This is a genomic window from Bacillus sp. K7 (genome assembly GCF_053903245.1).
Genome location: NZ_CP096406.1, coordinates 3,838,169 through 3,850,177, shown reverse-complemented (window position 1 = coordinate 3,850,177; position 12,009 = coordinate 3,838,169). Strand labels below are relative to the sequence as shown.

Annotated in this window: 14 protein-coding genes; 8 read left to right on the top strand and 6 right to left on the bottom strand. The window is 43.6% G+C overall.

Features of this window, described 5'->3' with window-relative positions:
* Positions 1–42: 42 nt before the first annotated feature.
* Positions 43–819 carry a hypothetical protein gene (locus tag M1D98_RS19675; RefSeq protein ID WP_268558798.1) on the top strand — a complete coding sequence of 259 codons (777 nt, stop codon included), beginning with the start codon at positions 43–45 and terminating at the stop codon, positions 817–819.
* Between the two features lie 111 nt (positions 820–930).
* Here M1D98_RS19675 and M1D98_RS19670 read toward each other — a convergent pair whose 3' ends face one another.
* Together M1D98_RS19670 and M1D98_RS19665 are read right to left on the bottom strand one after the other, a co-directional pair.
* Entirely contained in the window at positions 931–1,683 is a 753-nt protein-coding gene (locus M1D98_RS19670) for a hypothetical protein (RefSeq protein ID WP_456279891.1), read from the bottom strand.
* A gap of 280 nt (positions 1,684–1,963) precedes the next feature.
* On the bottom strand, positions 1,964–3,274 hold the full coding sequence (locus tag M1D98_RS19665) for an MFS transporter (RefSeq protein WP_100739632.1): 1,311 nt from the start codon (positions 3,272–3,274) through the stop codon (positions 1,964–1,966).
* A 433-nt stretch (positions 3,275–3,707) separates the two neighbouring features.
* Between M1D98_RS19665 and M1D98_RS19660 the strand changes: the two genes are divergently transcribed.
* Positions 3,708–4,154, top strand: a complete 447-nt coding sequence (locus tag M1D98_RS19660; protein ID WP_268551575.1) for a DUF6376 family protein — start codon at positions 3,708–3,710, stop codon at positions 4,152–4,154.
* Positions 4,155–4,186: 32 nt separating this feature from the next.
* On the opposite strand, the gene M1D98_RS19655 is transcribed toward M1D98_RS19660, so the two are convergent.
* A complete protein-coding gene (locus M1D98_RS19655) occupies positions 4,187–5,116 on the bottom strand; it encodes a manganese-dependent inorganic pyrophosphatase (protein WP_100739630.1) in 930 nt (309 codons plus the stop codon).
* Between the two features lie 204 nt (positions 5,117–5,320).
* On the opposite strand from M1D98_RS19655, the gene hypR reads away from it, so the two are divergent.
* The gene (hypR, locus tag M1D98_RS19650; RefSeq protein WP_121641626.1) at positions 5,321–5,698 is read left to right on the top strand and encodes a transcriptional regulator HypR; all 378 of its coding nucleotides are present in this window, start codon (positions 5,321–5,323) and stop codon (positions 5,696–5,698) included.
* 29 nt (positions 5,699–5,727) lie between these two features.
* Here hypR and M1D98_RS19645 read toward each other — a convergent pair whose 3' ends face one another.
* A complete protein-coding gene (locus M1D98_RS19645) occupies positions 5,728–6,210 on the bottom strand; it encodes a spore coat protein (RefSeq protein WP_039074902.1) in 483 nt (160 codons plus the stop codon).
* A gap of 143 nt (positions 6,211–6,353) precedes the next feature.
* Here M1D98_RS19645 and M1D98_RS19640 point away from each other — a divergent pair, with 143 nt between their 5' ends.
* The 4 genes from M1D98_RS19640 (at position 6,354) to rplI (ending at position 10,120) form a co-directional block, all read left to right on the top strand.
* Complete coding sequence (locus M1D98_RS19640) at positions 6,354–6,503, top strand: hypothetical protein (protein WP_087993668.1); 150 nt, start codon at positions 6,354–6,356, stop codon at positions 6,501–6,503.
* Between the two features lie 225 nt (positions 6,504–6,728).
* Positions 6,729–7,658 carry a YybS family protein gene (locus M1D98_RS19635; protein WP_039074904.1) on the top strand — a complete coding sequence of 310 codons (930 nt, stop codon included), beginning with the start codon at positions 6,729–6,731 and terminating at the stop codon, positions 7,656–7,658.
* 36 nt (positions 7,659–7,694) lie between these two features.
* Entirely contained in the window at positions 7,695–9,674 is a 1,980-nt protein-coding gene (gene gdpP / locus M1D98_RS19630; protein WP_456279890.1) for a cyclic-di-AMP phosphodiesterase GdpP, read from the top strand.
* Entirely contained in the window at positions 9,671–10,120 is a 450-nt protein-coding gene (gene rplI, locus M1D98_RS19625) for a 50S ribosomal protein L9 (RefSeq protein WP_039074906.1), read from the top strand. The genes gdpP and rplI overlap by 4 nt, the downstream gene beginning before the upstream one ends.
* A 91-nt stretch (positions 10,121–10,211) precedes the next feature.
* On the opposite strand, the gene M1D98_RS19620 is transcribed toward rplI, so the two are convergent.
* Together M1D98_RS19620 and M1D98_RS19615 are read right to left on the bottom strand one after the other, a co-directional pair.
* Positions 10,212–11,420 carry a CynX/NimT family MFS transporter gene (locus M1D98_RS19620; protein WP_456279889.1) on the bottom strand — a complete coding sequence of 403 codons (1,209 nt, stop codon included), beginning with the start codon at positions 11,418–11,420 and terminating at the stop codon, positions 10,212–10,214.
* A 73-nt stretch (positions 11,421–11,493) separates the two neighbouring features.
* Positions 11,494–11,637: a YycC family protein gene (locus tag M1D98_RS19615; protein WP_052245589.1), complete on the bottom strand. Its 144-nt coding sequence runs from the start codon at positions 11,635–11,637 to the stop codon at positions 11,494–11,496.
* Positions 11,638–11,758: 121 nt separating this feature from the next.
* On the opposite strand from M1D98_RS19615, the gene M1D98_RS19610 reads away from it, so the two are divergent.
* Positions 11,759–11,962: a hypothetical protein gene (locus M1D98_RS19610; RefSeq protein WP_456279888.1), complete on the top strand. Its 204-nt coding sequence runs from the start codon at positions 11,759–11,761 to the stop codon at positions 11,960–11,962.
* The last annotated feature ends 47 nt before the right edge of the window (positions 11,963–12,009 follow it).

Here is a 12,009-nt window from a genome sequence, read left to right as displayed (position 1 = left end):
CGCATATAATGATTCATTCAGCTGATAAGGAAGGTGACTTCATTGAATGGAAACGACAGGTTTGATGCGGGGAGGTATAGAGGGGTTCTTCAAAATCCACACTTATTTCGGCAGCCTGTTTCCTCCCGCGCAATCATTACATCAGCTCGCGGGGATGTAACGGGAGACGGCGTTATTGACGAAGTCTTTCTGACTGGCACCCAAATGCCTGGCAGCCCTTTATGGAGAGATATTATGTTGGTGATTCATGACGGCAGAATCCATCAGGAACAGCGACTCCAGCTCCAGAACAATATGGGATACAATCCGTCTCTTTTTCTCGGGGATTTGACAGGCGATAAGATCGTTGATGTGGCAGTGGTGATGGACACTGGGGGAAGCGGAGGCGCTATATATGCTTATATTTTTGCCTATCTAAACTGGCAGTTTCAGCAGATTTTTCATTCGGATGTGTTTAATGCTGAATGGAAGTACAGTGTGAAGTACCAAAATCAATATAAAGCGAGCGTCATCAGCCATCATCAGAATGAAATGTATATGCTCGACCTTACTTACAAAGGCGGGGAATATTTGAATGAGATTTATACCGCTCAGGGTGTGTTGAAAATGCCGATAGAAGGCTGGGTGAATCCTTTGTCTGGCTTGTACCCGGTTGATTTTGACAGAGACGGCACGTACGAACTGCTGGCGTATCAGCGGATCGCCGGGAGGTATAACGCTGACTCGCTGGGATATGTCCAAACCGTGTTGAAATGGAACGGACGGAGATTTATGCTTGACCGCCAGAATGTATCGATTGTTGGGAGTGGCCTGTCGTAAGTATCAAATCGTCTTATGAGAGAGGGCTTGTTTTTTATGGCCAAAGGAAAAGAGTGCTCACCATAAGCTTTTTTGTTTTATGCTGTTCTATCTCCCTTCTATTTTGGCCACTTAAGAGTTATTTCTTTTATTTGATTGATCTAATTCACGATTAGAGTCTTTTTTTAAACGTTTATTGATAATATTTTGGTTTGCTTTTATAAAAAAATATTGATGTATGAACTTAACAGCTACGTAGCAAAATAAGCATGCTCCGAATAATGCAACCATACTCATTACTGTATCAATAACAGAGTCAGAAAAACGAAAGAGAAATTGTGCTATGATATAACCTGCAGCTGGAGCAATGGTTAATAGGTTTGTTGTCCAAGATAACGATTTTGTTTTCTTTCGTTTATAATTAGGAAATTCAATTAGATAGTATCGTATAAAACCTATCATGACTATGCAGTAGGTTAATAGTGAGATGGCAATAAAAATCCAATTTAAACCATAGACGAAAAAGGCTCTTTTAATAGAGACAATAAAAAAACTATAAGAAATTACTGCAAAAGAGCACCCGCTATAAATTAAAAAACTATGGCTATTTTTATATTTATCTAGCCTTTTAAATAGTGCAATCAGGGACCAGATATGAACAATTAAAATTAGAGGTAAAGTCGCAAAGGTAAAAGGACGAATCTCATTAACGATTAACGGAATTAAACAACAAATATCCAGAATAAATAGAATTGCAAAAATCATGCCGAATTTTTCACGATTTGTATTTGGAGAAGTTAAATGTGTCTGTATTTCAGTAGGTAAATCTCTGTATTTCACATTTTCATTTAGTTTTAGCAATGAGACCTTCTCCATCATTAACATCTTGCCAACGCTCCTTCTGATTTTGGTTCAAATGACCCGGCGCTACTGGGTGTTTTATAGATTATTTTTAATGTTACATCATGGTATATCTGAGTTAAATAGGAAAAATGGATGATAATATCTATGGGGTTCTGTATGCTGAAGAGTTAGCTGAAATCATTTTTTTATTCTTTACTACATCACTTTTTGAAGTTCTACATTTGATTAGAAACCGAGTGAAGAGATTGTAACGATTTTTCTTATCTTGTCACACAAAAAGAGAGCCGTTCGAGGCGGCTCTCTATTCCAGTTTAATCCTTTTCACATCCCCTAGAACAAATACATAAAAAATCAGGCCTATTAGCAATACCAGCCCGGCTACCAGAAAGCTGAGCGTAAAGGAGCCTGTCACATCAACCAAATATCCTGTCAGCGAAGCAGCGATAATGCCTCCAAACAGGTTGTTTGCCAGGTTCACCATAGAGCTTAGCATGGACACGGAACCTATCGGCGCCAGCTCTGCGGAGATGGACCAGCCGACTGGAGCGGTTGCGGAAATGCCGGCGAGTCCGATTGAAATGCAGATAATCGCGACGGTGATATTGTTCGTCAGAATGGAGCCTAAAAAGAAAAAGCCGAAACTCATTCCGACAATGATTACGGTTCGGTATACCTTGGTGTTGGGATAACCTTTCTTAATAAAGTAATCGACGAGCCAGCCGCCGACGACAATTCCGGAAATGGTTGAGATCAGCCATGGTACAGCCGTAAATAAACCGGACGACATGATATCCATTCCGTATGTATGTTTAAAGAAAGTCGGAAGCCAGGTAAGCAGCAGGTTGAATGTATAGCCGTACCCTGTAAATCCGATCATTAAGCCCCATACTTTCCGGTTGGAGAATAGTTTTTTTAATAGCGGACCCGTTTTATAAGGGATTTGCTCTGTTGTGATTGAATTGTGTTTTTGGATATAGTTTAGCTCACCTTTGGAAATGCGTTTGTGCCGTTCAGGCTGCTCATAATACTGCCAGAAAAAGATTGTAAACAGCACATTGATGCATCCAATCGTCAAAAAAGCGACACGCCAGTCAAACGCGGTAACAAGAAAGGCGACCAATGGCGCGCCGATCACGTTTGAAAACTTGGCGGCCGAGTCGAACAGTGAGTTTGCCAACCCCCGCTCACTTGGAGGAAACCATTGAGCGGTTGCCTTAGAAGCGGCAGGGAACGCGGAGGCGCTCGTCAGCCCAATGAGAAAGCGAAATAGATACAACAGCAATTTTCCTTGCAAAAAAGCAAGGAGGATGGTTAAAAGACTCCATATGGTCATTCCAATCCTCGTGACCCACGCCACGCCAAACCGATCCAGCAAACTTCCGACAGGCAGTTGCATCAGTGTATAGGAATAAGTGTAAATGGAAAACACGATGCCGAGTTCGGTTGCTGTAAGGTGAAACGAATCTTGTATCGCAGGGGCCGCTACAGAGATGGCCACTCGGTCAAAGTAATTAAGAATAATAATGCCGCTGAGTAACGAAGATATGTACCATCTGGTATGTCCAGGCCGTTTCACGCGCTCTTGACTCATGATGAAAACCTCCTCTGTCATAGCATGATCTCCTGATTGAAATACCATTCAAATTTTACATACCACAGCATGCGTTTACGTAAACGGGCAACAGAAATTTGACTGGTCAGGCCCGGTGCCTTAGAATGAAAGTAATAAAAATGAACACTCCAAAGGGGAGTAGCTTTCACAGTAAAGTCGTCATTACGGGACAAGATGTCCTCGGCTTTGCTGGCAATCTCATTGTTAGCGAGACCTTTGCCAAATCTGATTTGGTGAAGGTCTTTTTGTTTCTAAACTTCACCAAAATCGGTGGAGTTTTTTCATTTTTAACATAAAGGAGGAGCGTCAGGATGTCTAAGCTGAAAAAGTGCCTGAAGCGAGAATTGGTGAGGAAAGGGCTGCCATTAGCGAAAGAAAAATTGATCCCGATCTTAAAAGAAAAGATGAAGAAGAAACGATGAGGAGGCTGACGATGAAAATCATGTTGACTGTTGTTGCCGGAGTGGGGCTTTTGAGTGCAGGTGGATGTGGTATGCTTGATCAGGTGACTGACGGATTGAATTATACGAGTGAAGCGACGGGCTATGTGGAGAAGGTGAAGACATTTGCAGAGGAGGCGCCTGAATTGGCTGAACAAGCTGTAAATGACGCGGAGGCGAAAGAAAAACTTGAAGCGCAGCTTGAAACGATTCAGCAGGCTGCCGCTGATTTTAATGAATTAACACCGCCCGATGCCGCCGCGGAGATTCATCAAACCATTCAGGAGCATAATGAAACGTTGCAGAAAAGTGCTGAAGATGTATTGAAACAAGTGGAGGAAGGCAAAGTATCGCTTGAGGAAATGGAGCAGTCCGACATTGTCAAAAACGCAAAGCAAATCACCGATGTCATGGGACAGATTGAAAAGCTTGGCGAATAAGAAAAATCATCCCTGCGCGGGATGATTTTTCATTAGTCAGCCATTGCGTCAGTTAAGACAGGGACGACTTGTTTTTTACGGGAAACAACGCCTTTTAAGAGGGCTGTGTTGTTTTCTAATGTAACGTTGAACGCTTTTTCCACTTTCGCTGCTTCGTTACCGATCGCAAGGGCAAGTGAATCATTTTCTAAGATGTCTGTAATGACAAGAAGGAATAGGTCAAGGTTCTTTTCGGCCACAACGGCAGAAATCGCAGCTTCTAATTCAGCTTGGCGTTTTTTCACATCTTCAATGTCCACTGTATTCACTTGTGCGATTTCGACTTTTTTGCTGCCGAGTGTAAATTCTTTGGCATCAAGAGAAATCAGTTCTTCGACTGTTTTTTTGCTTAAATCAGCACCAGCTTTTAGCATGTTCAAGCCGTATTCTTCTGCATCTACGCCGGCGATTTCAGCAAGCTCTTTTGCAGCAGCTACGTCTTGGTCTGTGCAAGTAGGAGATTTAAATAACAGAGAATCGGAAATGATCGCTGACAGCATCAGGCCGGCAATTTCTTTCTCGATCTTCACGTTATTTTCTTTGTACATTTTGTTTAAGATTGTAGCCGTGCAGCCTACAGGCTCAGCGCGATAGTAAAGCGGCTCAGCTGTTTCAAAGTTAGCGATGCGGTGGTGGTCGATCACTTCAAGAACCTGAACATCTTCAATGTCCTTGATGCTTTGCTGGCGTTCGTTATGGTCAACCAGGATAACACCGTTTACTTCGTTAGCAGCTGTTTCAACAAGACGCGGGCTTTCTTGTTTGAAATAGTCAAGCGCGTATTGTGTTTCTCCGTTGACTTGTCCGAGACGGACTGGTTCAGCATTGAAGCCAAGTTTGTTTTTCAAATCAGCATAAGCAATCGCAGAACAAATCGTATCTGTGTCTGGGTTTTGGTGTCCAAAAATAAGTATCTTTTCCATGATAGCTCCTTATCTTTTTTTAAGTATTGTCATCTTTATATAGTTTAACACGTCTTGATGCGGGTGTAATCATGCAAACCCTTAAAAATTGATGTGAATAAAAAGCATTTTCTTTGAGCCTAAGAGAAAAGGCGTGTAAAATACTGGGTAGCTAAGTTGCGAAATGTAATGTAGTATCAAAAAAGGTACTATTGGAGGTCAAGTATGAGTGAAAAAAAGAATAAATACCCGAACAAAGAAGGCTGTCCAGTTGAATTTACGCTAGATGTCATTGGCGGAAAGTGGAAAGGAATTCTTTTTTATCACATGATAGATGGCAAGAAGCGGTTTAATGAGTTTCGCCGGATCTGCCCGAGTATCACCCAAAGAATGCTCACTCTTCAGCTGCGGGAGCTGGAAGCGGATGGCATCGTGCATCGTGAGGTTTACCATCAGGTGCCGCCAAAGGTTGAATACTCTCTGACGGAATTCGGGCGAACGCTTGAACCAATCGTGTTGCAAATGAAAGAGTGGGGAGAATCTAACAGAGACGTGCTGGAATCTTATCGTTCGAACGGCATGCTGAAGGACCAGCACAAATAGCAGCAAAGGAAACTCCTTTGCTGCTTGTTTTATTTCATTGAAAGAGCTTTGTTGGCGTTTCTGACATCATTTTTCAATAGTTCAGAAAGGTTGTAGGCTGGATAGTATCCGTGCTGATACATGTATTGGAATACTTGCGCATGCCACTTAATGGCTGCGTTGAGCTGTTTGACAAGCACATTTCTTAATTGAGGTGTCGCTGTTTCAGTGATGGCGATCGCGTAGTTGCGGACTGAGGTTTTGGCAAGAACAAGCAGGTCGCCGCTGTAGAATGGGTTATCCGCGCGTTCTTCCTCGTCATCACGAGCCATCGGTGCTTGTGGGAAGAATGGGAGAAGCTCTCTTAGATTTTGCTCTATGGCTTGTATGGATACGGCATAAAGCTGTTTAAGCTGGGGATCTCTTACTTCCTTTATCATTTTCTTCAGTTTAATGAGTCCGATTGACTGAAAAGCGACCAGCTCATGCAACTCTAATGTTTCATGCCAAGCCAATGTTCTGCGTTCATCCATTTAACAATTCTCCTTTATCAATGAGATTCCATACCAGCATATGCCCAATGCTCAATGTTGTTCATGATGTTTTGAAGTTTTTAAAACGGGAAATTCACCTTATATAGGATACGGGTTGAGAACATGCAAATGAGGTGAAACACATGTGGGACATGATAAGGAATTTTTTCTTGTTTAGCAGCGGCGTTCTGCAAGCAACAACCCTTTTACTAGTGATTTTAATCTTTATGTATGTCAGAAAAACGAAAAAGAAAAACAAGGAATCTTCTGGCTTTATGGATGATAAACATTAATCGTGATGGGCATTCTTTTCAAAGAATGTCTTTTCATTTGCAATGTTTCACATGAAACATCAGCGTCATTTTACTTGCGATTTGGACTTATGTTAAAATGGAAAAGGAAAATGCAGAGAAGATATGAAAACATTCGGTGCAAAGCATGTTGCAGCGATGAAGAAAGAGCAGTCGTTTATGCTGCTCTTTTCTATTCGTGTGTTCAGGATGATACGAGGTGACTAAGTGAAACAAACGAGAGCATTAATGGAAGGTGCTGTTTTAATCAGTCTTTTTGCGATCATCACGCTTTTGGTCGTATATGTACCTGTGATCGGAACAATTCTGTTTTTTGCAATGCCTCTGCCCTTGATCCTGTATACGATCAGACATGGATTGAAATTAGGGACGTGGATGGGCGCTGTCAGTCTTCCGGTCGTTTTTATTGTCGGGTCCTTCAACGGACTTATTTTAGCTTTTATGTCAGCTTGCGCTGGCATTGCCATGGGGCACTTTTTCAAGAAGAAAGAACCCGGGAATGCCATCATTTCGGGCGCTCTTATTTATATGCTTTGTATTGTCTTCTATTTTGTGATAAGCATTCAGTTTTTGGGTATCAATATCATTGATGAAGCAATGATACAATACCGGCAGACTCTTGATATGGTAGGAACGGTAGTGAAGCAGTCGGGCAATGCTGAACAGCTTGATAAGCAATTGAAACTGATGGAAGAACAAATGGGTATCGTTCAATATCTTTTTCCAACAGCTATTGTGATGGTAGGAGCTATTTTTTCTTTCCTCAGTTACCTTATCGCTAAGCCGCTCTTAAGGCGATTCTCCCCCGATATTCCTAATCTAAAGCCTTTTAGAGAGTTGAAGTTTCCGCAAAGTGTTGTAGTGCTGTATTTAATGATTGTGTTGCTTTCATTTTTGCCTTTAGAAAAGGGCCAAATGCTGTACTCTATCGCTTTAAATGGGGAGTTTATACTCGGGTTTCTGATTTTCATCCAAGGTTTATCATTTATCTTTTTCTATTGCCATAAAAAACAATATCCGAAGGCTGCGGCAGTGATTGCAGTGATTCTTGGGCTGATGCATCCGATTTTTATGGCAGCGATTCGCATTTTAGGCGTAATAGATATAGGCTTTCATATAAGGAAAAAGGTGAAGTGAACATGAGTTTTACTCACATGGTGGGGAGTGATAGAATTGCCAAGCTTTTATGAAAAACCGCTGTTTCGGTATCCCATCTATGCAATGATTGCTCTGTCAATCATTACAATCCTCATCAGCTTTTATTTTAACTGGATATTAGGAACCGTCGAAGTGCTGCTGCTTGCAGTTATTTTGTTTTTTATTAAACGCGCTGATTCTCTTATTCGACAAGAGATTGATGCTTATATTTCTACGTTATCCTACAGGTTGAAAAAAGTCGGTGAAGAGGCATTGATGGAAATGCCGATTGGCATCATGCTTTTTAATGACCAATATTATATAGAATGGGCAAATCCGTTTCTTTCTTCTTGCTTTAATGAAAGCACATTAGTGGGGAGATCACTTTACGACACTTGTGAATCGGTTGTGCCGCTCATCAAACAAGAGGTGGAATCGGAAACGGTTACATTGAATGACCGCAAGTTTAAGGTTGTCATCAAACGGGATGAGCGCTTGCTGTATTTCTTTGATGTAACAGAACAAATCCAGATTGAAAAGCTTTATGAAAATGAAAGAACCGTGCTGGCGTATATTTTCCTTGATAACTATGATGATGTGACACAAGGATTGGATGACCAGACGAGAAGCACGATGAACAGCCAGGTGACATCTTTGCTGAACGCTTGGGCGCAGGAGTATGGGATCTTCCTGAAAAGGACGTCTTCAGAACGCTTTATCGCTGTGCTTAATGAACATATCTTAACGAAACTTGAAAATTCGAAGTTTTCGATTCTTGATGAGGTGCGGGAAAAAACCTCATTTGACGGCGTTGCGCTGACGTTGAGCGTTGGTGTCGGGGCTTCAGTCTCCTCGCTGAAAGAACTTGGCGATTTGGCGCAATCCAGCTTGGACTTGGCGCTGGGGCGCGGCGGAGACCAAGTAGCCATTAAGCTGCCGAACGGCAAGGTGAAGTTTTACGGAGGTAAAACAAACCCGATGGAGAAACGAACAAGGGTGCGGGCCCGCGTCATTTCACACGCCTTAAAAGAAATCGTCTCTGAAAGCAGCAATGTCATTATCATGGGGCATAAATTCCCCGACATGGATTCTATCGGCGCGGCGATCGGGATTTTAAAGGTCGCACAGGCAAATAACAAAGATGGTTTTATCGTGATTGATCCAAATCAAATCGGATCAAGTGTGCAGCGCTTGATTGAAGAAATCAAAAAATATGAAGAATTGTGGTCAAGGTTTATTACGCCTGAAGAAGCGATGGAAATTTCCAATGATGACACGCTGCTTGTGATCGTTGATACACATAAGCCGTCACTTGTCATGGAGGAACGGCTGGTCAATAAAATTGAACATGTCGTGGTCATCGACCATCACCGCAGGGGTGAGGAGTTTATCAGAGATCCGTTGCTCGTTTATATGGAGCCGTACGCTTCTTCGACAGCGGAATTGGTGACTGAGCTGCTTGAATATCAGCCGAAGCGCTTAAAAATCAATATGATTGAAGCAACAGCCCTATTAGCTGGTATAATAGTGGATACAAAGAGCTTTTCTCTCCGCACGGGCTCGCGGACTTTTGATGCGGCTTCTTATTTAAGGGCTAAAGGCGCCGACACGGTGCTTGTGCAGAAGTTCCTGAAAGAAACCGTTGATTCCTATATTAAACGGGCAAAGCTGATCCAGCATACGATCCTTTATAAAGAGAACATTGCGATTGCTTCTCTTCCTGAAAATGAGGAGGAATACTTCGATCAAGTGCTGATTGCGCAGGCAGCTGATTCATTGCTGTCGATGAGTGAGGTTGAGGCTTCATTTGCTGTCGCGAGACGAGATGAACAAACCGTTTGCATCAGTGCGCGGTCACTTGGCGAGGTCAATGTTCAGATCATCATGGAGGCGCTGGAAGGCGGAGGACATTTAACAAATGCGGCGACTCAGTTGTCCGGCATTTCAGTAACGGAAGCGCTGGAACGGCTGAAGCACGCCATAGATGAGTATTTTGAGGGAGGCGTACAGAGATGAAGGTTATTTTCTTGCAAGATGTAAAAGGAAAAGGGAAAAAAGGCGAAGTCAAAAACGTAGCAGACGGATATGCGCAAAACTTTCTGGTTAAAAAAGGCCTCGCGGTTGAAGCGAATGCGTCAAACATCAGCGCGCTAAACGGACAAAAGCAGAAAGAGAAGAAAGAAGCCATCGCCGAACTTGAGCAGGCTAAGAGCCTAAAAGAGACTTTAGAAAAACTGACTGTTGAGATCAGCGCGAAATCAGGTGAAGGCGGCCGTTTATTCGGTTCTGTGACTAGCAAGCAAATTGCTGAACAGCTCCAAAAAGACCATAAGATTAAAGTGGATAAGCGGAAACTTGACCTGCCGGATGGCATTCGCGCGTTAGGTTACACAAACGTGCCTGTGAAGCTGCATCCTGAGGTGCAGGCTGTATTGAAGGTGCATGTGAAAGAAGAAGCTTAATAGAAATAGAAAAGAGGCTTGGCGCAATCCAAGCCTCTCAGTTGATGACAAAGTCCTAAAACGGTTTTCATTTTAGGGCTTTGTCATTTTTTTAAGCTGAATTTCTTTGTCTTCCTGTCTGAAAAATGTACTGATCCCGTCCGGCTCCCAGTCCGGCTGCTCCCATTGCAACCAGGGCAGCAATGAGAAGGATAAGCGGCATTGTCCATGAATGCGTCTGGTCAAAGAGATAGCCGACAAAGATTGGCCCGATGGCCGCAAGCAGGTAGCCGAAAGACTGTGACATGCCTGACAGCGCCGCGGCCTGCTGGGCATTTTCACTGCGGAGGCCAATCAAAGTGAGTGCCAGGCTAATGCTGGAGCCTTGTCCGATACCGATAATCACCATCCAGATGGCAAGAAGTGTGTGGCTGCCGCCTGCCAGCAATCCGCACAGCCCGATGAGGTAAACGGCGATCAGCCCCGCAACAATGCCGCGCTGGTGTTTCAAGCGGTCTGCGAAAACAGGTGTCAGAAACGTGGAAGGCAGACTCGCAAATTGCATCAGTGACACCATCCATCCGGCTGTTGCCGTATCAATCCCGTGGGAACGGAGAATTTCGGGAAACCAGGTGATGCTGCTGTAAAACAAAAAGGATTGCAGTCCCATAAAGATGGTGACATACCATGCCATTTTTGAAGCCCAAATGGAACTGGTTTGAAGCTTTACCGCTTTGTTTGCCGTATCGCGGTGGCGCAGCTGTGGTATCCATATCAGCAATGCGAGTAAAGCCAGCCCGCCCCATAGGAGAAAGGCCTGCTTCCATCCGCCATCCATCTGGGCCGCTAAAGGAACGCTGATACCCGATGCCAAAGCGGCGAATATGTTCATTGATGTTGTATACAGGCTGATCATGATCCCTGACTTTTCGGGGTATTTATGTTTGATTAAGCTTGGCAAAAGTACGTTTCCGAGCGCAATTCCGATACCGATGAGTGCCGTTCCGAAAAACAAAGCGGGAGTATAGCCGGCAGAGCGAACCAAGACGCCGATTAACAGTGCCAAAAGGCCAAGCCATAATGTCCGTTCATTTCCGAGCCGCTGTCCAAGCTTGGGCGCAAGCGGAGAAAAAACGGCAAACGATAGCAGCGGGAGTGCCGTCAAAAACCCGGCCGCCCCATTGGACATATGCAGCTCTGCCCGGATTGAGCTGATGACCGGACCGACTGAAGTGATCGCGGGCCGTAAGTTAAACGCAATAAAAATGATGCCGGCGATCAGCCAAAACGATTGGATTTTTTTATTTTGTGGATGTGGCAAAGCAGTTACCTCTTCTTTCTAACATATAATGATTATGATTCCGTAAGACGTAAGCAAGTATGCGAACGAAATGCTACGATTGTTTTTCTTCTTTCTGCAATTCAGCCAACTTGGCCAGCAGGGTATGCTGAGGCATATGCATGATCTGTTCAAGCGGCAGATTCAAGGACGCTGCAAGCTTTTGTGCAGTTTCAGCAGAAATTTGCAAAGGTCTCACAAAAGATCCCTCCTCTCTTCTGTCCATTGTACAAGAATCAGATGGGAAACGTAAGAAGATGTCACAAAGGAGTGGAGCAATCCGAAAATGCCCATTATAAAAGAGGTAAAGGAGGGTTCCTATGCACGCGCAGTTGCCATTATTAAGACAAATGCTGATTGAACACCAAAAAGACACTGAGAAAGCTGTCACCTTTGAAGAATATGTAGAAGTGAAGCGAAAGCTTCAGGAGCTGATGGGGAAATGTGCTTTATTCGAGGAGTGGGACCTGTATCAAAAAGCCGCTGATCTGATGATGCACACAGGCTTCCAATGGATGAAATAAGCGAGTATCGCTAAAAAAACCCCCGCTGCAGCGAAGGGTTTTAATCA

Coding starts and splice junctions, on each gene's coding strand:
- M1D98_RS19670 (WP_456279891.1), bottom strand. CDS start 1,683: ATGTTAATGATGGAGAAGGTCTCATTGCTAAAACTAAATGAAAATGTG.
- M1D98_RS19665 (WP_100739632.1), bottom strand. CDS start 3,274: ATGACAGAGGAGGTTTTCATCATGAGTCAAGAGCGCGTGAAACGGCCT.
- M1D98_RS19660 (WP_268551575.1), top strand. CDS start 3,708: ATGAAAATCATGTTGACTGTTGTTGCCGGAGTGGGGCTTTTGAGTGCA.
- M1D98_RS19655 (WP_100739630.1), bottom strand. CDS start 5,116: ATGGAAAAGATACTTATTTTTGGACACCAAAACCCAGACACAGATACG.
- hypR (WP_121641626.1), top strand. CDS start 5,321: ATGAGTGAAAAAAAGAATAAATACCCGAACAAAGAAGGCTGTCCAGTT.
- M1D98_RS19645 (WP_039074902.1), bottom strand. CDS start 6,210: ATGGATGAACGCAGAACATTGGCTTGGCATGAAACATTAGAGTTGCAT.
- M1D98_RS19640 (WP_087993668.1), top strand. CDS start 6,354: ATGTGGGACATGATAAGGAATTTTTTCTTGTTTAGCAGCGGCGTTCTG.
- rplI (WP_039074906.1), top strand. CDS start 9,671: ATGAAGGTTATTTTCTTGCAAGATGTAAAAGGAAAAGGGAAAAAAGGC.
- M1D98_RS19610 (WP_456279888.1), top strand. CDS start 11,759: ATGCACGCGCAGTTGCCATTATTAAGACAAATGCTGATTGAACACCAA.